22 protein-coding genes and 3 pseudogenes are annotated in these 23,790 nt (G+C 60.9%); 6 read left to right on the top strand and 19 right to left on the bottom strand.

Annotation, left to right across the window (positions count from 1 at the left end):
* Positions 1–2 precede the first annotated feature (2 nt).
* The 8 genes and pseudogenes from QTA57_RS06005 to QTA57_RS05965 form a co-directional block, all read right to left on the bottom strand.
* Positions 3–416 carry a universal stress protein gene (locus tag QTA57_RS06005; RefSeq protein ID WP_145214289.1) on the bottom strand — a complete coding sequence of 138 codons (414 nt, stop codon included), beginning with the start codon at positions 414–416 and terminating at the stop codon, positions 3–5.
* A 29-nt stretch (positions 417–445) separates the two neighbouring features.
* The gene (locus QTA57_RS06000) at positions 446–1,435 is read right to left on the bottom strand and encodes a zinc-dependent alcohol dehydrogenase (protein WP_290154109.1); all 990 of its coding nucleotides are present in this window, start codon (positions 1,433–1,435) and stop codon (positions 446–448) included.
* A complete protein-coding gene (locus QTA57_RS05995) occupies positions 1,432–2,193 on the bottom strand; it encodes an SDR family NAD(P)-dependent oxidoreductase (RefSeq protein WP_290154108.1) in 762 nt (253 codons plus the stop codon). The genes QTA57_RS06000 and QTA57_RS05995 overlap by 4 nt, the downstream gene beginning before the upstream one ends.
* A complete protein-coding gene (hisD, locus tag QTA57_RS05990) occupies positions 2,186–3,493 on the bottom strand; it encodes a histidinol dehydrogenase (protein ID WP_145214280.1) in 1,308 nt (435 codons plus the stop codon). Before hisD ends, QTA57_RS05995 begins: the two co-directional genes overlap by 8 nt.
* Positions 3,494–3,505: 12 nt before the next feature.
* Positions 3,506–4,836 (bottom strand): annotated as a pseudogene (locus QTA57_RS18350) (TRAP transporter large permease).
* A gap of 11 nt (positions 4,837–4,847) precedes the next feature.
* Positions 4,848–5,363 (bottom strand): TRAP transporter small permease, encoded by a 516-nt coding sequence (locus QTA57_RS05975; protein ID WP_290154107.1) that lies wholly within the window; start codon positions 5,361–5,363, stop codon positions 4,848–4,850.
* Between the two features lie 115 nt (positions 5,364–5,478).
* Positions 5,479–6,624 carry a TRAP transporter substrate-binding protein gene (locus QTA57_RS05970; RefSeq protein WP_290154106.1) on the bottom strand — a complete coding sequence of 382 codons (1,146 nt, stop codon included), beginning with the start codon at positions 6,622–6,624 and terminating at the stop codon, positions 5,479–5,481.
* 32 nt (positions 6,625–6,656) lie between these two features.
* The gene (locus QTA57_RS05965; RefSeq protein WP_171560081.1) at positions 6,657–6,830 is read right to left on the bottom strand and encodes a hypothetical protein; all 174 of its coding nucleotides are present in this window, start codon (positions 6,828–6,830) and stop codon (positions 6,657–6,659) included.
* Between the two features lie 157 nt (positions 6,831–6,987).
* Here QTA57_RS05965 and QTA57_RS05960 point away from each other — a divergent pair.
* Positions 6,988–8,021, top strand: a pseudogene (locus QTA57_RS05960) (LacI family DNA-binding transcriptional regulator).
* Positions 8,022–8,278: 257 nt separating this feature from the next.
* Entirely contained in the window at positions 8,279–9,199 is a 921-nt protein-coding gene (locus tag QTA57_RS05955; RefSeq protein WP_290154105.1) for a sugar kinase, read from the top strand.
* Between the two features lie 177 nt (positions 9,200–9,376).
* Here the strand turns inward: QTA57_RS05955 and QTA57_RS05950 are convergent, their stop codons facing one another.
* Positions 9,377–9,868, bottom strand: a complete 492-nt coding sequence (locus tag QTA57_RS05950; RefSeq protein WP_290154104.1) for a peptide-methionine (S)-S-oxide reductase — start codon at positions 9,866–9,868, stop codon at positions 9,377–9,379.
* Positions 9,869–10,178: 310 nt separating this feature from the next.
* Between QTA57_RS05950 and QTA57_RS05945 the strand changes: the two genes are divergently transcribed.
* Positions 10,179–10,916 (top strand): N-formylglutamate amidohydrolase, encoded by a 738-nt coding sequence (locus QTA57_RS05945; RefSeq protein WP_290154103.1) that lies wholly within the window; start codon positions 10,179–10,181, stop codon positions 10,914–10,916.
* A gap of 20 nt (positions 10,917–10,936) precedes the next feature.
* A complete protein-coding gene (locus tag QTA57_RS05940) occupies positions 10,937–11,233 on the top strand; it encodes a DUF1244 domain-containing protein (protein WP_290154102.1) in 297 nt (98 codons plus the stop codon).
* A gap of 5 nt (positions 11,234–11,238) precedes the next feature.
* Here the strand turns inward: QTA57_RS05940 and yaaA are convergent, their stop codons facing one another.
* Positions 11,239–12,009, bottom strand: a complete 771-nt coding sequence (gene yaaA, locus QTA57_RS05935) for a peroxide stress protein YaaA (protein ID WP_290154802.1) — start codon at positions 12,007–12,009, stop codon at positions 11,239–11,241.
* Positions 12,010–12,208: 199 nt separating this feature from the next.
* Entirely contained in the window at positions 12,209–14,251 is a 2,043-nt protein-coding gene (recQ, locus tag QTA57_RS05930; protein ID WP_290154101.1) for a DNA helicase RecQ, read from the bottom strand.
* 198 nt (positions 14,252–14,449) lie between these two features.
* Here recQ and QTA57_RS05925 point away from each other — a divergent pair, with 198 nt between their 5' ends.
* The gene (locus QTA57_RS05925) at positions 14,450–15,502 is read left to right on the top strand and encodes a TRAP transporter substrate-binding protein (protein ID WP_290154100.1); all 1,053 of its coding nucleotides are present in this window, start codon (positions 14,450–14,452) and stop codon (positions 15,500–15,502) included.
* Here QTA57_RS05925 and rsmD read toward each other — a convergent pair.
* Together rsmD and QTA57_RS05915 are read right to left on the bottom strand one after the other, a co-directional pair.
* A pseudogene (gene rsmD / locus QTA57_RS05920) lies at positions 15,492–16,054 on the bottom strand (16S rRNA (guanine(966)-N(2))-methyltransferase RsmD). The gene QTA57_RS05925 and the pseudogene rsmD sit on opposite strands and share 11 nt — an antisense overlap.
* Positions 16,051–17,256, bottom strand: a complete 1,206-nt coding sequence (locus tag QTA57_RS05915) for an NAD(P)/FAD-dependent oxidoreductase (RefSeq protein ID WP_290154099.1) — start codon at positions 17,254–17,256, stop codon at positions 16,051–16,053. Before QTA57_RS05915 ends, rsmD begins: the two are co-directional and overlap by 4 nt.
* 87 nt (positions 17,257–17,343) lie before the next feature.
* On the opposite strand from QTA57_RS05915, the gene QTA57_RS05910 reads away from it, so the two are divergent.
* A complete protein-coding gene (locus QTA57_RS05910; protein WP_145214238.1) occupies positions 17,344–17,832 on the top strand; it encodes a peroxiredoxin in 489 nt (162 codons plus the stop codon).
* A 55-nt stretch (positions 17,833–17,887) separates the two neighbouring features.
* On the opposite strand, the gene QTA57_RS05905 is transcribed toward QTA57_RS05910, so the two are convergent.
* From QTA57_RS05905 to QTA57_RS05880, 6 genes are all read right to left on the bottom strand, one after another.
* On the bottom strand, positions 17,888–18,190 hold the full coding sequence (locus QTA57_RS05905; protein ID WP_290154098.1) for a 4a-hydroxytetrahydrobiopterin dehydratase: 303 nt from the start codon (positions 18,188–18,190) through the stop codon (positions 17,888–17,890).
* Positions 18,187–19,377 (bottom strand): GNAT family N-acetyltransferase, encoded by a 1,191-nt coding sequence (locus QTA57_RS05900; RefSeq protein WP_290154097.1) that lies wholly within the window; start codon positions 19,375–19,377, stop codon positions 18,187–18,189. The genes QTA57_RS05905 and QTA57_RS05900 overlap by 4 nt, the downstream gene beginning before the upstream one ends.
* A 42-nt stretch (positions 19,378–19,419) precedes the next feature.
* Positions 19,420–20,190, bottom strand: a complete 771-nt coding sequence (locus QTA57_RS05895; protein WP_290154096.1) for a glycerophosphodiester phosphodiesterase family protein — start codon at positions 20,188–20,190, stop codon at positions 19,420–19,422.
* Positions 20,187–20,654: a RidA family protein gene (locus QTA57_RS05890; protein ID WP_145214226.1), complete on the bottom strand. Its 468-nt coding sequence runs from the start codon at positions 20,652–20,654 to the stop codon at positions 20,187–20,189. The genes QTA57_RS05895 and QTA57_RS05890 overlap by 4 nt, the downstream gene beginning before the upstream one ends.
* A gap of 67 nt (positions 20,655–20,721) precedes the next feature.
* The gene (locus QTA57_RS05885; protein ID WP_290154095.1) at positions 20,722–22,029 is read right to left on the bottom strand and encodes an HlyD family type I secretion periplasmic adaptor subunit; all 1,308 of its coding nucleotides are present in this window, start codon (positions 22,027–22,029) and stop codon (positions 20,722–20,724) included.
* A 4-nt stretch (positions 22,030–22,033) separates the two neighbouring features.
* On the bottom strand, positions 22,034–23,764 hold the full coding sequence (locus QTA57_RS05880; protein ID WP_290154094.1) for a type I secretion system permease/ATPase: 1,731 nt from the start codon (positions 23,762–23,764) through the stop codon (positions 22,034–22,036).
* Positions 23,765–23,790 lie beyond the last annotated feature (26 nt).

The raw sequence follows: 23,790 nt of genomic DNA, 5'->3' as shown, positions 1-23,790 counted from the left end.
GGCTATTCGGCGTCGCGCAGGACATGCACCGCACATGGGGCGTGACGGACCACCCGCGCGGCGGTGGAGCCGAGCAGATAGTCGATCAGACCGGGCTTGTGAGACCCCATCACAATGCAATCGGCCCCTTGAGCCGTCGCGTAATCGATGATGGTGCGGCCGCTATGCCCCTTCTCGACGACGGGTGTCACATTTGCCTGCCCGGCAACCCGCTCGCTCAGCTTCGCTTTGGTGGCAGCAAAGGCTTGGCGCACAACCTCTTCGTCCAGGTACGCGCTGACCGAGCCTTGCGGGGCTTCGTAGACATGGAGCGCGGTGATTTTGCCGTTCTCATTCAAGAGCTTGTTCGCCAGGGCCAGGGCGGTTTTGCCAAACCCGTGGTCGAGCGCCATCGGAACGATGATATGGTCATACATGGCGGGGTCCTTCCAAGGAATATGCGTCTTCACGCATGAGGGTTCAGAACAATCTTCGGCGCGGCGGAGCGCCCGGCGCGGATATCAGCGAAGGCCGATGCGCCATCAGCCAGCGGTCGGGCCTCGGTCCAGTCAAGCGACCCAAGGCGTCCGTCGAAGATGGCCGCCGCCGTCTCGCGGAAATCTTGCGCCGTGTAGGTATAGGTGCCGAAAAAGGTGATCTCTTGCAACGTCATGCGACGAATATCGAGGCCGCCTGTCGCCTCACCGAGGCCAATATGAGCGATCACGCCGCCGGGCCGTGCATGGGCCGAAGCGGTCGCCCGGGTGGCGGCATACCCTACCCCATCGACAACAAGATCGAACTGGGCGCCGCTGGACAGCTTAGCGGGCGCCAAAGCCGTTTGGTTCCCGAGGCCGGTCAGGACCTCGCGCCGCGCCTCATTCGGCTCCAAAATCGTGACCTCTGGCACGCATTGCGCCGTTAAAGATAGGGCCGCGCCCAATCCGATCGCGCCGCCACCCATCACCAACGCGGTCTCCGCCACACCGGCCAAAGCGTGTTTGGCCAACCGAACCGCGTGCCAGCCACAGGCGATGGGTTCGGCAAGCGCGGCCATGTCGAGCGTGATATGGTCCGGCACAGTCACCAGATTCTCATCACGCATGGCGACATATTGCGCAAAAGCGCCTTCGCGCGGCGGCATCGAGATGATCGACCGTTCGGCGCAGAGATTGTCGTGACCGCTGGTACAGGCCGCGCAAGTGCCACAGGTTACCAGCGGGTTCAGTGTGACGCGCTCGCCATCTCGTGGCCCGCCGACCACAATGCCGGCCGCCTCGTGGCCCAGAATCAGAGGCGCGGGGCGGCGCTCGTCATGGCCCAAAAAGGCATGCATGTCGGAGCCGCAGATCCCGACCGACAGGATCTTGATCAGCTGTTCGCCCTGCCCCGCCACCGGGTCTGGCACATCGCGAAACGCAAGCGTCTCGGGGCCGTCATAGACCAGCGCTTTCATTTTGCGGTGTATCCTCCATCGACCATCAGAACCTGACCCGTCACATAGGCCGATGCCTCCGAGCAGAGGAACAGAAGCGGTCCGTCGATGTCTTTGAGCGTGCCATTGCGCCCGATACAGGTTTGCGACGCATTGCGCGCCGCGCGTTCCTCATCGGCGAAGACTGGCCCGGTCAGTTCGGTCGGAAAAAAGCCTGGCCCGATGGCGTTGGCGTTGATCCCATCACCCGACCAGGCCTCGGCCATGGCCCGGGTCAATTGACCGATCCCGGCTTTCGACGTGCCATAGGCAATGCCGCCCGGGAAAGCGCGCGTGGTTTGCAGCGAGGCGAAATTGACGACCCTGCCCCACCCTTTGGCCTTCATCGCGGGCACAAGCGCTTGAGTCAGAAAGAACGGGGCGGCAAGATTAAGCGCCATGGTGACGTCCCACCCCTTTGGCGACACATCATCCGCCGGTTCGCGTGTGTTGATGCCCGCGGCATGGACGACGATATCGGGGGGCCCAAACGGCTCAGCAACCTGTTGCGCAATCTGTGAGAGGCTGTCCCTCTGGGATAGATCTGCCGCCACAATGGCCGCATTGGTGCCGGTTTCCTCGGCCCAGGCACGCAAGGCGTCGGCACGCCGCGCGACACCAACCACGCGCGCCCCTGCAGCGGCCAGGGCCATCGCGGAGCGACGTCCGAGGCCAGAGCTGGCCCCGGTGACACAGGCCACCCGGCCGGCCAGATCAAACATGCCGCGTGGGTCAGCCATCGGCAGTGAGATCAAACTGCTCGTCGGGGAAGTACTTGGCTAGGCGCGCGTCGGCGGCCCGTGCATGGCCTTCCATCCCTTCCAAACGCGAGATACGCGCCGTCGCTTCGGCCACGTCTTTGGCGCCTTCACGGGTCGCCTGCTGCCAGGTGACGATCTTCATATATTTATGGACCGACAGGCCGCCGGTATAAGACGCCGCCCCCGATGTGGGCAGAACATGGTTTGTGCCGCTGGCCTTATCGCCATAAGCCACGGTTGTTTCCTCGCCCAGAAACAGCGAGCCATAGCAACTCAGCCGGTTCTTCCACCACTCCAGATCTTCCGCCTGCACGGTCAGATGTTCAGGCGCGTATGCGTCGGAACAGGCGGCCATATCTTCGCGATCGGCGCAGAGGATCACCTCGGCATAATCGCGCCACGCGGCGGTCGCGTTTTCGCGGTTCACCTCAGGCAGATCGTCGATCAGCGCCGGAATCCTGGCCATCACGTCTTCGGCCAAGGCCCGGTCATCGGTCACCAGCCAAACCGGCGAGTTATAGCCATGCTCGGCCTGGCTCACCAAATCGGTGGCCACGATATGCGGATCGGCCGTACGATCGGCGAGGATCAGGCTGTCGGTCGGTCCGGCGATCATATCGATGCCGACGCGCCCGAAGAGAATGCGCTTGGCCTCGGCCACGAACTGATTGCCCGGCCCCACCAAAATGTTCGCCTCCGGCAACCCAAACAAGCCATAGGTCATCGCCGCGACGCCTTGAACACCGCCCAAGGCCATGATCGTGTCTGCGCCACAGATATGGGCGGCATAGACGATGGCCGGGGCCACACCGACGCCCGGGCGCGGCGGAGATGTCGCCATGATGTGCTTACACCCGGCAACCTTCGCGGTCGTCACGGTCATGATCGCGCTCGCGATATGGCTGTAGCGCCCACCGGGCACGTAACAGCCCGCCGCATTCACCGGGATCGCCTTCTGCCCTGCGATCAGACCTGGCACCACTTCCAATTCCAAATCACTGACCGTCGCCTTTTGCGCCTCCGCAAAGCGGCGCACATTGTCATGAGCGAACTGGATATCGGCCTTGAGCTTATCGGGAACCAACGCGCTGGCGGCCTCAATCTCCGCCGGTGTCAGGATGATATTGCCGTCATATTTGTCGAACTTCGCCGCATACTCGCGCGCCTTCTCATCTCCGCCGGCTTCGATATCGGCAAGGATGTCACGCACCGTTGCATGCACATCCGAGGCATCCGATTTCGAGGTGAGGGGCGCTTTCTTGAGGTACTCTCTTGTCATCTTTAGGCGGTCCTATCGGTAGATCTCTGGAAGGAGGGAGGTGGAGATGGCTGGGATATAAGCGATCATCAGTGTCACGATCAGCATGAAGAAGACGAACGGAACAGCCCGCGCCGCGATTTTGAGGATGGATTCGCCGGTTATCCCGGACACAACGAAGAGGTTCAGCCCAAGCGGCGGTGTGATGAAGCCCACCCCAAGCGCCGTGATCATCATCACGCAGAACTGAATCTCGTTCATGCCGATGTTCTGAGCCAGTGGGAACAGGATCGGGGCCAGGATCACGATGTTCGGTGTGGTTTCCATCACGCAGCCTGCGGCGATCAGGATCAGGATCATCATCAGGATCAGGACCCTCGGATCTTCGCTCACCGATGTGGCCGCCGCGACGAAGCCTTGCGGCACGCCAAGGATCGCCAGCGCTTGGGCCAGCGGCAGGGAAAACGCGATGATCGGCAGGATCACCCCGTTCACCTTGGCCGAGCTAACCAGCATCGCGGGGAAATCCGAGAGCTTCCAGCGTGCCGATAATGAAGCCGATAATGATGGTGACAACGACCGCCACCGCCCCCGCCTCGGTCGGCGTCAAACGGCCCGAGAAGATGCCGTAAAAGATGATGCCAGGCACCAGAAACGCATACCAGCCGGAGCGGATCGTCTTCCACAGGTTCGCCCCCCACTCGCCAACGGTCATCAGCCCGCCACCTTCATAGGCGTGGCGGCGGTTGACGATGGTGTTGGTGATCAGGATCGCAACAAGCACCAGAAGGCCCGGAATAACGGCGGCCAGGAACAGGATCGAGACATTCACGCCCAGAACCAGGCCGATGATAATATAGGCGATCGAGGGCGGGATCAGGATGCCGGTACAGGCCCCTGCCGCGACCAGGGCGCAGGCATAGGGGCGCGGATAGCCGGACTCGACAAGCCGGGATGGTCATCCGCCCAACCGCCGCCGCCCCCGCCGCATCAGAACCAGAGATGGCGGCAAACATGCCGCAAACGAGCACCGTCGCAGACCCAAAGCCGCCCTTGGCCCAACAGGTGATCGCTTCTGCGACGTCGAGAAACTTCTTCGATAGGCCGGTTCGGACCAGCACGTCCCCAGTTAAGATGAACAAGGGCACGGCGGTCAGCGCAAAATGGTCGATGCCGTGAAACAGGCTCTCGCCCACCAAGGATAAGGGCAATGCACCCGACAGCATCAGCATCAAGATCGCAGCCGAGCCGATGGCGGCCCAGACCGGCACCGCGAGCGCCACGAGGATCACGAAAGCGATGATCGGAATGTAGAAATCCCACCCAAGCACGACTGTCTGGTTCTGGAGTTGTTGCCAAAGCATGATTTGTCCCCTCAGTCGAAGAGCTTGTCGCCTTCGTAGACGGGGCGCCCGTTACGAAGGTCGGAAACATCACGAAGGAAGGACTGGACCAGCCGGAACAGAACCAGGGCGAAGCCGAACGGGACAGCAAACAGGAAAAACACCTGGCTGATCCGCAAGCCATGCGTGACCGAGCCGAAGGTCCAGGAGACATGGACCGCCTCCCACGACCAGTAGAGCGCGATGATCGCGACCACGAACATCACGATATCGCCAAAGATGTAGAGCAGCGTTTTCGGCGTCTGCGGGACGTAATTCATGATCACGTCGATGCGGATATGACCCCGCTCTTTGACCGCTGCGGCAGCCCCGATCCAGGCGAGATAGATGAAGGAATATCGAACGATCTCTTCGCCCCAGATCGACGAGTAGGAAAACACCTCGCGCCGGACGACTTCGATGAACATCGTCCCGACCAGCATCACGTAGAACATAAGCAGCAGCCAGCGCTCCGCATTCTGATCCAGGTTTTGGTAGAATTTCGACATGATATCCCTCCCCCGGGTGCCCGGCGATGTCACCGGCTCTCTGCGGCGGTTGCACGCGGCCTGCACTGCAGGCGGTGTCCGACGCCGCCGAGGGGCGGCGCCGGTGTGAGTACGCTTAGGCGTCGTGGACGTAATAACGGCCCATGGTGCCGGCGGCTTCTTCGAGACGGGCAAAGGTGTCCATCGATCCGGCAAGATCCATCTTGAACTGATCCCAATCGCTGAGTTGATAGCCACCAGCGGCCTGCCATTCCGCGAGCTGATCCTCGCTGAGCGAATGGAACTCGACCCCGTTCGCGGTCAGTTCAGACATCGCATAGCCACGCGCGGCGGGCACTTTGGCCAGGTTCTGTGCCTGGGTGATCTCGCCCGCAAATTCGATGCCTTCTTGAACATCCATCGGCAGCGAATTGAACCACTCCAGATTGACCGAATAGACCTGACTGTCCGGCACCGCCTGGGTGAAGGTCACATGGCTGAGGATCTCGCCGAAGCCAAAGACGTGGAGCGCGCCGACCGAGGGGTCGAGCGCATCGGCCACGCCCTGCCGGATCGCCGAGGGCGTCTCGCCCCAGGCCACTGGCGTCGGGTTGGCCCCAACCATGCGGTAATACTGCTGCAACATCGCCGAGCCCGGCACGCGGAATTTCACACCCGACATGTCGGCAGGCGTGAGGATCGCATTACCGCCCTGGCGAACGGCCACAACCCGCGGGTCGATCACGATATAGAACAGCGCTTTGAAGCCGGAGGCGGCAATCCGCGGGTCGACCTCCTGCTTCCAGGCCTCAGACGAGGTCAGATTGGTGAAACGCTGATTGGAGCCGCAGAAATAGGGCAGATTGATCAGATCGACGACAGAAGCAAAGGGCGCGAAGTTCGACAGCGAGTGCTGCGCGCACTGGATTGTGCCCGACTGCACCGCTTGCGCCAATGCACCGCCCGCACCGAGCTGACCGCCCGGGGCCAGACGCACATAAACCTTGCCGTTGGTCATGTTCTGGATGTTCTCTTTCAAATCCAGCTGCATGATCGGATAGCTGCGCGATGCGCCAAGAACATAGGCCGTCGCCAGCGTCATGATGTGATCTGCGGCGGCTTCGCGCGCGTTTTCTTCCTGCTGCGTTTGGGCGGCCGCTTCGCTTGACCACAACGTCCCGGCGGCACCCGCGACCATGGCGGCAGTAAAGCTGCCGCTTCCCGCGAGCTTAAGGAAGTTTCGGCGCTCTGCCGACTTCAACTCCTGAGTGTCATTATCCAATGTCGTGTCCTCCCTGGACGTTGTGGTGCCGCCTATTTCTTTGCGTCGGCTTCTTTTTTCAGAATCGCGATGACGAAGAGAATTGAGGCAGACAACAGCAGAAGCATCTCGCCAACATCGCCTAGAAACGCGCTGTTGGACGTCGCACCCAATGCAACGTTCAGAACGAAAACAGCGAGCAAAATCACCGATCCAATGAGTGCCATCGTTCGTCTGCCCCTCCCGACATACGATTCCAATGTGATGATGTAAGCTTTTACATGTATCAAATGCAAGCCTTTACATTCGATGGTTCAAGCAACGATGATAGGCGCGGGATTTTTTTTCGTGTAGTCGAGGAGCCACGAACACACCGGAAGACAGATGAAAGACAGCCGACCATCGCCAACCCTTCACGATGTCGCCAAACAGTCGGGATTTTCGACAGCGACCGTTTCGCGCTGCCTGAATTTTCCCAAGCAGGTGTCGGAAAAAACGCGCGAAAAAGTCATGGCGGCAATCGAGGAGCTTGGCTACACGCCCAATTTCGGGGCGCGCGCCATGGCCTCACAGCGGACCAACACGATTGGCGCGATTATCCCAACGATGGAGAACGCGATCTTTGCGCGCGGCATTCAGGCCTTCCAGGAGGAGCTAGACGCCCATGGCTATACTCTCTTGGTGGCAAGTTCTTCCTACAGACCCGATCTAGAGGAACAGCAGATCAGATCTTTGGTGGCACGGGGGCCGACGCCCTACTGCTGATCGGGCATGAGCGGGACCCGGCTGTCTATAAGCTGTTGGAGGCCCAGAACATTCCAGCGCTTGTTACTTGGGCGTTCGACCGCACCCAATCACGCCCGTCGATCGGCTTTGACAACCGGTTGGCTATGCGGGAGATGGCCAGGGAAGTCTTGCGGTTTGGTCACCGGAGACTGGCGTTGATTTCCGCCGATGTCAGTTCAAATGACCGGGCCGCAGCGCGGTTGGAGGGCATCTGCGAAGCACTCCGCGAGGCCGGTTTGAATGAGGGCGATCTCGCCGTGATCGAAACGCAATATGGCATTGAAACCGGTGCCATCGCCTTTGAAACGCTGATGAGGGCACCGGCCCAACCGACCGTGGTGTTTTGCGGCAACGATGTTTTGGCCGTTGGCGCCCTTGGCCAAGCACGCGAAATGGGGTTTGACGTGCCAGGCGACGTTTCGATTGTCGGCTTCGATGACATCGAACTGGCGCAGGTTGCTTACCCAAAACTGACGACTGTTCATGTCCCACATCGCGAAATGGGTCGGCACGCGGCGCGGGCGCTGATTGATGCGGTACAGACTGGACGGCAAATCGAGTCGCGCGAGCTGAATGTAGGGTTGCGCCTGCGTGACTCTTTAGGGCCGGTGCCGAAGACCAGCGACAATTGAGCAACTCGCGCGGCAGGAACTGGTCGAGCGCTTCAACCATCATCACATACGGGCGAAGACGGCCTAGATGGCTTGGCGCGCCGCTTCAGTGCAGTCGCTAGCTTGACGCCGTCTTATGCCACCGATGGGCATCTGGCTGACAGCCACGATCCGTGTTGTTATCGAGACGTCGGGTCGGACTGACAGTAACATCATGCTACAGCGTAGCGCGATGTGTTCGGCATCGCGAACCAAACACAAAGCCGGAGGAGACTTAGGTGCCTGTAGACATTCTTGCGCTCGGCGAACCCCTTGCCGAATTTGTTGCGCAACCCTCCGACAAAGATGCGTCACCGCTTTACCGGCAGGGGTTTGGGGGTGACACATCGAATGCGCTCGTCGCCGCTGCGCGCCAAGGCGCGTCCGTCGGGTACTTGAGTGCGGTCGGCGATGATCCGTTTGGTCAGGGCCTGCGCAAGCTATGGGCGGATGAAGGGATTGATGACCGCCATGTAACCACCCATCCAGATGCGCCAACGGGTGTCTACTTCGTGCGTCCACACGCCTCCGGGCGGGAGTTTTGGTACGCCCGCCGTGGGTCAGCCGCGAGCCTTTATGGACCAGATGATCTTCCCGAAGCGGCGATAGCCGAGGCGAAGATCTTACATGTCACCGCGCTGAGCCAGGCGATCAGCCCGAGCATGCGCACCGCCGTGACCCGCGCTGCCGAGATTGCCCGCGCACATGACACGCTTGTTTCTTATGACACAAACCTTCGATTGAACCTCTGGTCTCTCGATGACGCACGGGCGGCAATCGACGCCTTCTTGCCGCTTGCCGATATTGTCATGCCAAGCGATGACGAAGCCGAGGTTTTGACAGGCCTGCAAGACCCGGAGGCGTTAATCGCGCAATTCCGGGCGCAGGGGGCAAAGATCGTCCTCCTGAAACGCGGCGCCTCTGGCGCGATCTTGGAGGAAGGTGGCGGCCCTATCTGCATCGCGCCCGGCTCCTCGTCACCGGTCGATTCTACGGGGGCGGGTGACAGTTTTGCGGGCGCGTTCCTCGCCTATTTCCTCGAAACCGGCATCGCGGAAGTAGCCGCCCGGCGCGCCGCACTCGTGGCGGCCCAAACAGTGAGCGGATATGGCGCGATATCCCCGATACCTCGGAGAGACGAGCTTATAGATTTGTTCTGAAACAGGCATCGCCTGGACCTGAAAAAACGCTCCGGCAAGCCGCCGGTGCCTTGCGCGGTGCTCCGATGTCAGATGCGTTTCACCAAAGGATGTGCCGTATCCCACCTGATCGTCTTGCTCAACCAGGAATAGCCAGCAAGGCCGTCAGAATGAGCAGGAGAAGCATAGAAAGACTCATCACGACCGCTCCGTCATCGCCGCCGCCATCACGCGACGGAGCTTGGCAAGCTTTGGGTCGATATAGGTCTGGCAGAATGGGCGCGTCGGATCGCGTTGGTAATAATTGTGGAACCGCGTGTCGGACTCTTTGAAGGCGCGATGGGGCAGCACCCGGGTGACAAATATCGCGCCTGTGTCTGCGGCAAGGCGCGCCAGGATCGCTTTGGCCTGCGCCGACTGGTCTGGGTCGAATGTGTAGATCGCACTGCGGTATTTTCCCCGCATTTTGTGATCGGCCTCACTGGCATGGGTGATCAAATGAGCCGATATCAGCGTCTCAAGAGAAACAGCAGCCGGGTCGAACGTGACGATAACGGCTTCGGAAAACCCATCATCCGGTGCCAAAGACGCAATAAACCCTTGCCGAACGTCCGCGACACCGCGCAAAGCCTGAAACACCGCTTCGGTACACCAGTGACAGCCGCCGCCAAAGCCGATCCGGGCACTCATTTATCGCGGCCTAAAAGCGGCGGCCTTGATCCGAACCGCAGCGCACCGTCCGCCGAAGCAAGGACGTTGAATTCCGTTGTAGACCCATCCATCCGCCGCATTCATGATCCTCCCATTACTGTATGGGGCAGATGGGCAGCCGCGCAAACCAATGCGATGGGTTAGGCAATCAGAGCCACATCACTCTCTCGCGATCACGGGCGGGTTGACCCTCGGGCGAAACCACATCAGGGTCGGCATTCTGCGACAGAGCCGCCACATCGCGCGCCCAACGCAGACAGATAGCTCAACAAGCAAGACTGATAGCGAGATGACCGCGCCATTTCACATCGAGGGGGAGGCCCGACCAGGCCGGTGGGTGATCACCTGCGATCATGCGTCAAATCGCATTCCCTCCGAGGTGAATGGGGGCGATTTGGGGCTGCCAGAAGCGGATATGAACCGCCATATCGCCTATGATGTTGGGGCGCTTGGGGTGGCGCGGGTCTTGGCGGAGGCCTTGGACTCACCGATGATCGCGTCGGATTTTTCGCGCCTTGTGATCGACCCGAACCGGGGCGAGGATGATCCCACCCTCTTGATGAAAATCTATGACGGCACAATCATCCCGGCCAATCGCCACGCCGATACGGCTGAGGCGGAACGTCGGCTAAACCGTCTTCACCGACCTTATCACACCGCACTCGACCGGCTTATCCAAGCCCGCCCGGACCCTGTCGTCTTGGCGGTGCACTCCTTCACGAAACAATTTGTCGGTCGCCCGCCGCGTCCCTGGCATGTCGGCGTGCTTTATGCGGGTGACACGCGCTTGGCGTTGCCCTTGGTGGCACGGTTGAACGCCGAGCCAGACCTCTGCGTCGGCGATAATGAACCTTATTCCGGGCATTTGCCGGGCGACAGCATGGACCGCCATGGCGTGGGCCCGCATCGGCCACATGTGTTGATTGAAGTGCGCAACGACCTGATTGAAACAGAGGCCGATCAAGCGGCTTGGGGCCGTCGTCTGGCCCCGCTTCTTGACGCCGCACTGCGCATTGCACAGGTATGAGATGAAATGGAGGATGCATGATGGATGACCAAACCCGGATCGAACTAGAGGCCGCCACCTTCCGCCGCCTTCTGCAACATCTCGATGAACGCAAGGATGTGCAGAATATCGACTTGATGAACCTCTCAGGCTTCTGCCGGAATTGTTTGAGCCGCTGGTATGGCGAAGCCGCCGCCGAAAAGGGTCTTGAGATCGACAAAGAGGCCGCGCGCGAGGTGGTTTATGGCATGCCTTATGCCGAGTGGAAGGCGGCCTATCAATCCGACGCCACGCCAGAACAGAAAGAGGCCTTTGCCAAGTCTCACCCCGACCATTAGCGCCCTCAAGCCGCGACAGCCTCGGCGCGCAAGAAGGCCGGTTTCTCCGGCGTGCTGAGATCGGCGGCATAGCGATAGCCGCCGAGGCTGAAATCGCTCAGATGATCGGGCGAGGTCAGCCGGTTTTCGATGATGAACCGCGCCATCGCGCCCCGCGCCTTTTTCGCAAAGAAACTGACGATTTTCGGGCCACCAGGGCGGTCTTCAAGGAAGTTTGGCGTAATCACGCTCAGTTTCAGCGCTTTCGGGTCCACGGCAGAAAAATACTCGACCGAGGCGCAGTTGATCAGCGTGTCCGCGCCCAACATCTCCGCCTCACCGTTCAAGGCCCGTGCCAAACGATCTCCCCAATAGGCATAGAGCGACGGTCCTTTTTCTGTCTTCAACCGGCTGCCCATCTCCAAGCGATACGCCTGGATCGCATCCAGCGGACGGAGCAAGCCATAAAGACCCGAAAGAATGCGCAGCCGATCTTGCGCGAAACGCAAATCTTCCGCATCAAGGCTCCCCGCCTCAAGCCCGGCATAGGTGTCACCCGCGAAAGCGAGCGCCGCAGGACGCGTGTCGTCTTTCTCCTCAGCGAAACGTTGAAACCGTTCATGGTTCAGCTTGCCCAGATCTTCGGAAATCGCCATCAGCTTGCACAGGTCCGGCACGCTCAACTCACGCGCCACGCTCGCCAGATGATCGGCATCGGATTGAAACACCGGTGTCGTCACCTCGACATCGCGCGCGCTCCAATCCAAGCGTTTGGCGGGAGAAATCACAGTGAGCATAAGCATGTCCTATTTATCAGAGCCATGGTGAAATTTAGGGGGAGATGTGTCAAAGTCACCCAAGTTTTGTCTACCGCGAGGGCGTCATGGTGACCGACTATTCTCCTTGGTTCCTTGAGCCAAGTTTCGTCCTCTATTTGGCGATTGATCAACCTCTTCTGGGCACGATCTTCTTCGCCAGTGCCTTCGTTCTGGGCGTCTAGCTCGCCTCTCGCAACACCTCCAGAAAGGCCGCGCCAAATCGCTCCGCATGACGGTCACCCAAAAGGCGTGTCAGCGCACTGAGGTCGTCTGGCCTGACCTCCGCCACCTTTGCCAATTGCGATGAGGAACAGCTCATCGGCTTATCGGCCCCCTCCGGTCCGCGGGTGAGATCCGTCTGCACGGCCAAAAGCTGGTCATAGAGCGCACCGGCTTCCCGACCCGCCAGTTTCCGACGCGCCGGATGCGCCGGTGCGGGCGTCTCGCCGGTTATCACGACCAGAAAGGCCGCGCCAAAACTCTCCAGCTTCTTCGCGCCCACACCGCTAATACGGGCCATCTCGTCCAGCGTTTGCGGCCGGGTCTCAGCCATCTCGATCAAGGTGCGGTCGGTGAACACCACATAGGCCGGCACGCGCGCCTCCTCCGCCAAGGCGCGGCGTTTGGCTTTCAGCGCCGAGAGCAGCGGCGCATCTTCCTCACTCACCAGCGTCTTGACGGCGGGGCGGCGCGGCGCCTTAGCAATACTGTCTTTTCGCAGCGTGATCGACGCCTCGTCTTTCAAAATCGGGCGCGCGGCTTGCGTCATCCGCAGCGCGCCAAACCGCTCCGGGTCGGGCCGCACCAAATCATGCGCCGCCATCTGCCGAAAAACCGCCTGCCAGCCGCGTTTGTCAAACTCGGTCCCGACGCCGAATGTGGGCAGTTGATCGTGCCCACGCTGACGGATTTTGTCTGTCTCATGGCCCATCAGAATGTCGATCAGATGGCCTGCACCGAAATGCTCGCCAGTGCGCAGAATCGCAGAGAGCGCTTTGCGCACCGGTTGCGTGCCATCGAAGGTTTCCGGCGGCGTCGCACAGAGATCGCAATTGCCACAAGGGTCCGCATCTTCGCCAAAATACCCAAGCAAGACCTGACGGCGACACCCGAGCGCCTCGGCCAGACCCAGAAGCGCGTTGAGCCGCCCATGATCCGCCGATTTCCGTTCCGAAGGCGCGAGACCTTCGTCGATCTGTTGACGACGAAACCGGATGTCATCCGGGCCAAACAGCGTGAGCGTATCGGCCGGTGCCCCATCGCGCCCGGCGCGGCCAATTTCTTGATAATATCCCTCAATCGATTTCGGCAAATCCGCATGGGCGACCCACCGAATATCCGGTTTATCCACGCCCATGCCAAAGGCGATTGTGGCGACCACAATCAACCCGTCTTCACGCGAAAACCGCGTCTCGACGATGCGGCGATCTTCAGCATCCATCCCGGCATGATAATGGCAAGCTGTATGCCCTTCCTCGCGGAGCGCTTTGGCAAGCGTCTCGGTCTTCGCGCGGGTGCCGCAATAGACGATGCCAGATTGTCCTTTCCGAGCCGCGGCAAAGCTGAGGATTTGACGGCGCGGGTTGTTCTTGACCTCAAAGGCCAGCGCGAGATTGGGCCTGTCAAAGCCACGCAGGAAGGTGTCCGGCGCAGTGCCATCAAACAACCGCTCGACAATCTCGGCACGTGTCTCGGCATCCGCCGTCGCGGTGAAAGCCGCCAGCGGAACATTGAGCGTCTTCCGCAAAGCACCGATGCGCAGATAATCGGGGCGAAAATCATGACCCCACTGGCTAACACAATGCGCCTCGTCCACCGCGATCATCGCAACGCCAACGCGTTTCAGCATTCGCTCGGTGCCCGACGCCGCCAACCGCTCTGGCGCGATATAGAGCAGCTTTAACGTCCCCGCCTCCAACCCATCCCATACGGCATCGGTTTCATCCGGCGTGTTGCCAGAGGTCAGCGCGCCCGCCTCAACACCAACCGCCCGCAAAGCTCGCACCTGATCTCGCATCAGGGCAATCAACGGCGAGATGACCACGGTCACGCCATCTTGCATGAGCGCGGGGAGCTGGAAACAAAGGGATTTCCCGCCGCCGGTCGGCATGATGGCCAGGGTGTTTCGCCCGGCTGCGACGGCCTTCACGATCTCTTCCTGCCCGGGGCGGAAGCTTTCAAAGCCGAAGACGGAAGACAGAAGTCTCTCGGGGTCCTGCATGGCAGTGCTGGGGCCTGTTAGGTTATGTGAAACGCTCGATTTTTTCAGACTGTCCCATATTGCGTTGGGGTTCACAAGGCGCGGGTGCGACCATTCGCTCTTGCGAATGAGTTGCAATATCATTGATAGCACTTACCTATCTCGGGCCGCTGTGAAAGCAATCGGCGCGTCAGGACTCTATCAAAAGGAGGGCGCGACATGTCGTTCGTTAAGTCCCTAGCACTTGCCGCCACCACCCTTACCGCAGCCTCCGCGCCGTCAGCCCAAGAGGTGACCCTCAGGTTTCAGCATTTCGTCTCGCCGCTCTCGGCCAATCCCGTCGGGTTTATGCAGCCTTGGGCCGAAGCGATCGAAGAGCAATCCGAGGGCCGCATCCAGGTCGAGCTTTACCCGTTTATGCAGCTCGGTGGCTCGGCGCAGAGCCAATATGACCTGATCCGCGACGGCGCAATTGATGGCGGGTGGGTGATCCCGGGCTATCAACCCGGGCGTTTCCCCGAAGCCGAAGCGCTGGAATTGCCCTTCATGACACCAAAAAATGCCGAGGCAGCGAGCCGTGCAGCCTGGCATTTCACGCAAGAGCATCTGATGGATGACTTTGCCGATGTGCATGTGATTGCCGCCCATATGCACGGGCCCGGCATCGTGCATCTGAGCAGCGATGCGATTGACGAAGTTGACGACTTCGATGGCATCTCGCTGCGCGGCCCGTCCCGTCCGGCAACGCTTCTCTTGGAACAGCTTGGCGCGACACCTGTCGGCATGCCTGTGCCCGCTTTCCCCGAAGCGCTGTCGCGCGGTGTGGTTGATGGCGGCGTGATTACCTGGGAGATGGCCCCCTCCCTCCGGCTCGACGAGTTGACCAGCAGTCATACCGATGTCGCCGGTGACCGCTCGATGTACAACCTCTATTTCATCTGGGCGATGAACCGGGAAGTCTATGAGGGGCTGCCAGACGATCTGCGCGCGGTGATCGACGCCAATTCTGGACTGATGGCCTCGGCTTGGGCGGGTCGCGCTCATGATGAAGGTGATCTGCGTGGACGCGACGCGATGGCGGCGGCGGGCAACGAGATCGCCGAGATGTCCGAAGACGTGACCGCACAGATCAGTGCTTTGGGTGAGACCGTCACAGCCGCCTGGATCGAAGAGGCCGATGGGAAAGGCCTCGATGGGGCCGCCTTGGTCGCTGATGTCCGGCGGCTGATGGAGGCCGAAATGGACGGCGGATCAACCGGGCTTAGCCAATAGCCCGTGCCAAAGTGATCAGCGTATCGCCGTAGCGCCGCTGATCAAGCAAGTCGCACCCTTCCGGCAGAACCGGGGGGTGTTTTCTTCCCAGATGATCAGCGCGTCCGGTGCCAACCAACCGCCGCTTTGCGCAGAGGCCAGCGCCTTCTCGCCCAGGCCCTTTCCATAGGGCGGGTCGAGAAAAACCAAGTCGAAGGGCTTGCCCTGCGCCTCTCCAAGCCGGGTCGCATCGCGGCGAAACACCTTTGTCACACCCTGCGCCGCGCAGAGCCCGATATTCTCCCGGAGCAACGCCCGCGCTTTCGTGCCGTCATCGACGAATGTCACATGCGAGGCTCCGCGCGACAGCGCCTCTAACCCCAAAGCACCGGTGCCTGCGAACAGGTCCAGGACCCGCGCGTCTGTGATCGGGTCGCCATAGCCGCCATTCAGCAATAGGTTGAACAGGCTTTCGCGCACCCGGTCCGAGGTCGGCCTGAGATGCGCGCCCGCATCCCCTTTGCCAACCGAGGCCAGCCGTTTCCCGCGATGCGCCCCGGCGATGATCCTCATGCGCGGAGCAGAGTTTTCAGATCGGTCTCGGTATCCGCGATCACGTCCGCCGCCGGCGATTTTCCCGCCTCGAGCAAACGCTTACCAACCATGTAAGCGCGGGGGTCATTCATCGCGTCCACGGCGAGCAATCTCTCACCCGCGTAATACCAATGCGACACCAAGGGCACTCCGCCCCGCACAACAACCCGATCATAGCCGGTGTTCAGCCCTGCGATTTGCAGCTTCACGTCATACTGGTCTGACCAGAACCAGGGATGCGGATCATACGCCTCGCCCGCGCCCATCATGTTGCGCGCCACGAGTTCCGCCTGATCAATCGCGTTCTGGACACTTTCGAGGCGGATGCGATTGCCCCGAAATGGGAACGAGGCGCAATCGCCCGCAGACCAAATGGACGGGTCCGAGGTTTGGCCCAGAGCATTCACTTTGATCCCGTTGTCGATCTCCAACCCTGCCGCTTCGGCCAGGCTGGTCGCCGGGCTGATCCCGATCCCGACGATCACCATGTCGAAGGGCAGTTCTGCGCCATCGGAGAGAACGGCACCGGTGACATGGCTCTCGCCAGTCAGCCGCGCCAACCCGATACCCTCGCGAACATCGACGCCATGGCTCCGGTGCAGATCCCGGAAATACGCCGACGTCTCCGGGCAGGCGACCCGCTGCAAAATCCGGTCCGCCATCTCGATCAGCGTGACCTGCATTCCCCGTTTGGCGCAAACCGCCGCCGCCTCCAGCCCGATATAGCCACCGCCGACGATCAGCACCCGTCGGCCCTCCAGAGCCTCGGGCACCATCGCATCCACATCGGCCAGCGTGCGCACCACATGAACACCCCTGAGTTCGCCGCCAATCGACCCCGGCAGCCGCCGTGGCACCGACCCGGTCGTCAGCGCGAGTTGATCGTATTTGAGCTGATGCCCGCCCGCGATCACGACCTTGTCGGCGCAGTCAATCGCGTTCACCGTTTCGTCGAGATGCAGATCAATCCCGTTCTCGGCATAGTAGCTCTCAGGTCTGAGATAGAGCCGTTCGAGCGCCATCTCTCCCATCAGATACGCCTTGGAGAGCGGCGGGCGTTGATAGGGCGGCACATGCTCCTCGCCAATCAGCGTAATCTGCCCGCCAAACCCTTCGCTCCGCAGCTTCGCCACCAAGGCGGCTCCGGCCTGCCCGGCCCCGACAACGACGATATGCGACATGCCCGTTTCCCCGATTTACATCTGGCACAAAACCTGCCGCACCCTATATGCGGGGGAGCGAACAGCACAAGCGAGGGAGACCGCGACATGACAATTTCCGTTGGCGACAAACTACCAGAGGCAAACCTGCTTCGGATTGGGGAAAACGGGCCAGAGGCCGTGTCGCTCTCCGACAAGCTGGCTGGGCGCAAAGTGATCCTCTTTGGCCTGCCTGGCGCCTTCACCGGCACCTGCACCATGGCCCATGTGCCCAGCTTCATCCGCACCAAGGATCAGTTCGACGCCAAAGGCGTGGATGAGATCATCTGCGTGTCGGTGAATGACCCGTTTGTGATGGAAGCTTGGGGCGAAAGCACCGGTGCGACCAGCGCGGGACTCACCCTCCTAGGCGATTCCGCCAGCGAGTTGACCACTGCGATCGGCATGGATTTTGACGCGCCGCCCGTGGGCTTTAGCAAACGCTCGAAGCGCTATGCGATGTATGTCGAAGACGGTGTCGTCAAAGTGCTGCATGCCGAAGAAAACCCCGGCGTGTGCGAGGCATCCGGCGGCGAAGCCATGCTGGCCGAAATCTAAGACGATTTGGGGCGGGCAGCACCGATGGTGTTGCACGCCCCGTTTTCCGGCTCCGCTAGCCCGCCAACCGATCCATCTTCGTGGCCATGGCGATGTCTAGCGCGCTCAAGCCACCCACATCATGGGTGCTTAGCGTCACGTCGACGGTTTTATAGACATTCGACCATTCCGGATGATGGTTCATATGTTCCGCGATCATCGCCACGCGAGTCATCCAGCCGAATGCCTCGTTGAAATCGGCAAACTCGAAGCGCTTCGAAAGCGCGTCCCGCCCGTCAACCATCTGCCAGCCATGGCCGGTCAGTTCCGGCAAGGCGGTCTCACGCTGCTCCTGGCTCAACTTTTCCGGTTTGATCATTCCTGTTCCTCCACATGGGCCGTTTTGAATGGGCCATACGCCGTCAGCACCTCTATCTCTTCATCAACCGCTGCGCGTTCCGCGTCCAAATAGGCTTCGATCGCGCGCCGAAACCCCTCATCTGCGACCCAATGCAAGGAATGAGTCGTCACCGGCATATAGCCCCGCGCGAGTTTATGTTGCCCTTGAGCGCCGGCCTCGACCCGGCTCAACCCACGTGTAATCGCTGCCTCGATCGCCTGATAGTAGCACAGTTCAAAATGCAGGCAGGCATGGTGTTCGACGCAGCCCCAATAGCGGCCATAGAGCACATCGCGCCCGATGAAATTCAGGGCACCAGCGACCGGCAGCCCATCTCGCATCGCCAGGACCAACAACATATCATCGCGCAGCGTTTCTTGCGCGATGTCAAAAAACGCCCGGCTCAGATAGGGTTGCCCCCATTTCCGCGCCCCAGTGTCCTGATAAAACTCCCAAAATGCATCCCAATGCTCCGGCTGAAGCTGATCGCCGCTCAGCGAGACAATCTCGCCGCCAAAACTCTGTGCCGTCTCGCGTTCTTTGCGGATGTTTTTCCGCTTGCGGGAGCTGAGCCCGGCCAGGAACCCGTCAAAATCCGCATAGCCCGGATTGGTCCAATGGAATTGCTGGCTGACCCGATGCAAGAGTCCCATCTCCGCCCCGGCAGCGGCCTCTTCGTCGGTGCAGAAAGTGATATGGACCGAACTCAACTGATTTTCTGCCGCGATTTGCACCGCCGCTTGCACCAAGGCCGACCGTCCGATCGCCTCCCATCCCGGCTTGGTCAAGAACCGCCGCCCGGTCGCCGGCGTGAACGGCACCGCAACCTGTAGCTTTGGGTAATACTGCCCGCCCGCCCGCTCATACGCATGGGCCCAATTGTGATCGAAGATATACTCGCCCTGGCTATGCCCCTTGGCATAGAGCGGCGCGACGGCGATCACCTCGTCACCGGCACGGACAAGCAAATAGCGCGGCTGCCAACCTGAGCCTGGCCCCACCGATCCACTCTCTTCCAAAGCGGAGAGAAACCGATAGGTCGTGAACGGGTCAAACGGCGCGCCGCCATCCGCAGCTTCCGGGCAAGCGCACGCATCCCACGCGCCGGGGTCGACCCCGCGCAGGCTGTCCAATGCGGTTACTTCGATTTGCACGTCATCGCGCATGAGGCCACCTTTGGGGATGCACGCTCAACAAGTGGGGCCGGATCACACCGCGTCAAGCGGCGGCAGATAGCCTTCGAATGTCACGTTGTCGGCAATCTTACGCGCTTGGGCCTCCGCCTCGGCGGAGCGGATCGTCCAACACAGAACCGGAACATCCCGCGCCTTTAGAGCCGCCACATGTGGGCTGAGCAGATCAGTTCGATCATGGCTGATGAACTGTGCGCCGACTCGGTCGAAATCGCGAATCTCACGAAGATGCGTCGCGACTTCCGGCGGCATCCCCGGCCAATCCTGCGACCGATAGCCAGACGTGACCAGGCCACGCGGCAGGTCCGGCGCAAGCTCGGCCACACGCGCAACCATGAAAGGGTTGAAGGACATCACGGCCACCGGCCCGTCATACCCGGCAAGGGCCGAGACAACCGCCCGTTCCAGCATGTCATCGTCGGATGCTCCAACCCCGCCCGACTGGTCCTTGATCTCAACCAAAAGCGGCACGCAGCCTGCGACGATGCCCAAGACCTCGGTGAGTGTCGGTGCGCCCGCGTTGCTGCCAACCAAGCGGAGGTCGGCCAATTCGGCCACCGTCCGGTCCCGAATTGGTCCTGTTGTTTCGGTCAGTCGATCTAGTGTCTCGTCATGAAAAACCATCGCCACGCCGTCGGCGGAGGGCTGGACATCGATCTCGATCCCATACCCCCGCGCAACCGCGCGGCGCACGGCCTCGGCGCTGTTTTCCGGCACACCTTGGGCCGCATCATGCAGCGCCCGATGGGCCAGCGGCGGCCCAAGGAAGACTGGCGGCAGGCTCATGGCTTGATCTGGAAGATCCCTTCGATCTCCACCGCCACGCCAAGCGGCAAGGCGCCAGCGCTCACCGCCGAGCGGCTGTGCCGACCCGCGTCGCCGAGGGCCTCGACCAGGAAATCAGAGGCACCGTTCACCACTTTTGGCTGCTCGGTGTAGTCGGGGCCAGAATTGACGAAGCCGGTCAATTTCACGACCCGAACCAAGCGCTCCAAATCTCCACCGCAGGCGGCTTTGGCCTGCGCCAAAAGGCTTATCGCACAGGTTTTCGCCGCTGCCGCGCCCTCTTCGGTGGTGAGGTCTACCCCAACTTTCCCGGTGATCAACCCATCTTCATTCATCGAAATCTGACCCGATACAAAGGCGAGATCGCCGACGACCACAAACGGCACATAATTGGCCGCAGGTGCAGGGGCGTCGGGCAAGGTCACACCCAGTTCCGCCAGTTTTGCTTCGAACCCATTGCTCATCGACTCTCTCCTGTAGGACATATTCGCGCGCACGCTACCGACCTGTGGAGGCAGTGGAAAGACCCGATCAGCTTTCGCGGAAGGCGCGGTTGAAATAGTCGGTCAATGGGCGCAACAAATAGGCAATTGGGGTGCGATCATCCGTGCGGATAAACGCCTCCACCGGCATGCCGGGCAAGAGAGTGACATCGCCGAGAAGCTCGATTTGACCGTCATCCAGCACAATCTGTGTCTCGTAGAAACTCGCGCCTGTGGCTTCATCCACGAAAGCATCGGCCGAGACACGGGTCACCAGCCCATAGAGATCAGGCGTGGTCTGCATATCGAAGGCCGGGAACCGCAAGAGCACCTCTTGACCGACAAAGACTTGATCCACGTGGATTGCCTCAACCCGAGCGGAAATCACCAATGGACGGTCCTGAGGCACCAAAAACAGCACAGGGTCCGCGGGACGCACAACCGAGCGCGGTCCAAAGACCGTCATCCCGTAAACGATACCCGCCACCGGCGCGCGCAAATCCATTTGATCAAGCTGTCGGGCCAAGGCGCGGGCCCGTTCGGCGAGTTCTTCTTCTTGCACGCGCACCTCACGCAACTCGGCAATCGCCTCTTCGCGGCGCTGCGTTTCCAACTGGAGAATCGACAACTCGATCTCTGTGATACGCCCCTCCGCCTGAGCAGCGCTCGCATCGATCTCGCCGAGACTGCCGAGCAGATTGGCTTCCTCCCGCTGCAAAGTCAGCACGCGGGCGGCTTGTGCGAGCCCGCGCTCCAGAAGGTTTTGTTGCGCGACCAATTCTTCGCCCACGAGGCCCTGCTGCCGCTCCAGCGCAGTTCGCTGCGCGATCATGCCGTCAATTTGGCTGGCGATCTGCTCTGTGCGTCGAGTCAATTGATCAATCTCGCGGTCCAGCGTATCGCGCCGTGCCGCGAAAAGGTTCAACTGTCCGCTCAGAATATCGGCCAGTTCCGGATCGTTGAGAGCCGTCTGTTGCAGGTCGGTGCCGAACTGCAGCTCCGATAGGCCGTCCCGCTCCGCTTCAAGGCGGGCGCGGCGGGCTCGCACCTCGTTCAACTGACCGCGCACCACCGCATAGCTCGACGCGATATCGGAGGCGTCGAGGCGCAGCAGGATCTCACCCTCTTCTACCTGTTGACCTTCATCAACCGCCAATTCAGCGACCACCCCGCCTTCGGGATGTTGAATGGCTTGGCGGTTCTGATCCACCTCAATCTGCCCTGACGCGATGATCGCGCCAGCGATATTCGACGTCACCGCCCATGTGCCAAACCCGCCGACCAAGACCACAAGCGACAGAAGGCCCAAAATCATTGGGGCGCGAACGGACCAAGCGGGGCGCGACGTCTCTGCCATCAGCTTACTCCCCGGCAGTGCCGCCAGCAGCGATTTGTGCGTGGTTCTGCACCGTTTTCTTCAACACCTCGTCTCGCGGCCCGAAGGCCTTCGGCATCCCGCCATCCAACACCAACAACATATCGCATTCGCGGATCGCCGCCGGGCGATGCGCCATGATCAAAACCGACCGGCCATCGGATTTCATCTCGCGAATGGCTTGGTTCAGCGCTTCACTCCCGTCGTTGTCGAGATTTGAGTTCGGCTCGTCCAAAACGAGGAGCACCGGGTCACCATAAAGCGCCCGCGCAAGTCCAATCCGCTGAATCTGCCCACCGGAGAGACGTGAGCCGACCGCCGTCACCTGGGTGTCATAGCCTTTGGGCTGATTCAAAATGAGGTCATGCGCCGCCGCTTTCCGTGCGGCAGCCACAACGGCGTCAGGATCAGGGTTCGCCGACAGCCGCGCGATATTCTCGGCAATCGTTCCGTCAAAGAGCGTCACCGTTTGCGGCAGATATCCGACCAAGGAGCCAAGAACATCCGGATCATATTGGTCCAACGTCGCGCCATCGAGGCGGATTTGCCCCGCCGCCGGGCTCCAGACCCCGGTTAGCGCCTTGGCCAAGGTCGATTTTCCGGCGCCCGATTGGCCGATGACACCGACCGCTTGGCCTGGCTCGACCCGGAAACTCACCATCCGGAGTGTTGCTTGGCTCTCCCCCGGTGGCACAACCGCCAACTGATGCACATCGAGCCGCGCCTCTGGCCGCGGCAGCGGCAAACGCTGCGGTTCGGGCGGTGTGTCAGCCAACAACGTGCGCAGATTGGCCCAGCCTTCCCGGGCGCGCTGGATCATCGCCCATTGGCCGATGGCCAATTCGATTGGTGCAAGGGCCCGGCCGAGCAGGATCGAGCCCGCAATCATCACGCCTGCAGTCAACTCGGCCTGCAACACCAGATACGCCCCCAAGCCCAACATCGCGGATTGCAGGAACAGCCGCAGCGTCTTGGTCAGCGTTGTGAACCCGCCAACCCGATCACTCGACCGGATCGACTCACCAAGCGCGGTCTCCCGCTGCCCCCGCCACCGGCGGAACGCGGCACCTTGCATCCCCAAACTGCGGATCAGTTCCGCCTCAGACTGTAATTGACCGGCCATCCGGTCGGCACGCATCGTCGCTTGCCCCGATGCTTTGAGCGGCGCGCGCGTTGTCGCCTGGTTGATCAAGGTGATCACAATCAAGAGCGCGCCGCCCGCCAGCGCGAGCCAACCAAGCCATGGATGGAAAATGAAGATCGCAGCCAGGAAGATCGGCGTCCAAGGGATATCGAAGATCGCCAAAAACGCGGGCGTCGAGAGCAGGCGTTGCACCGCCTCTAGATCTTGCAACCCGGTTTGCGGCCCGCCCTCGCGGCGCGCACGGGTCAAAGCCGCGCCAAACACTCGGGAGTCGAGACCATCCTGCAGCCGGGCACCAACCCGCGCCGCGACCCGACCGCGCACGTAATCCAACACGCCCATCATCACGAACAGAAAAGTCACCAGAAGCGACAAGGCGAGCAATGTCTCTTCCGATCGGCTCCCAAGCACGCGATCATAGACCTGAAGCATGTAAAGCGGCCCGGTCAGCATCAACAAGTTGGTGAACATGCTGAACAAGAGAATCGACCACAACAGACCCGAATTGGCCCGCCGCTGTTGCGCCAGTTCATCTATGTCAGTTTGCCCAGGCAAGGATTTCGCGGCAGCCATATAATACTCCGATTACGTGTCGCTTC

The sequence above is a fragment of the Fontisubflavum oceani genome (assembly GCF_030407165.1).
GTDB lineage: Bacteria > Pseudomonadota > Alphaproteobacteria > Rhodobacterales > Rhodobacteraceae > Rhodophyticola > Rhodophyticola oceani.
This window is presented reverse-complemented; position numbering and strand designations above follow the sequence as displayed.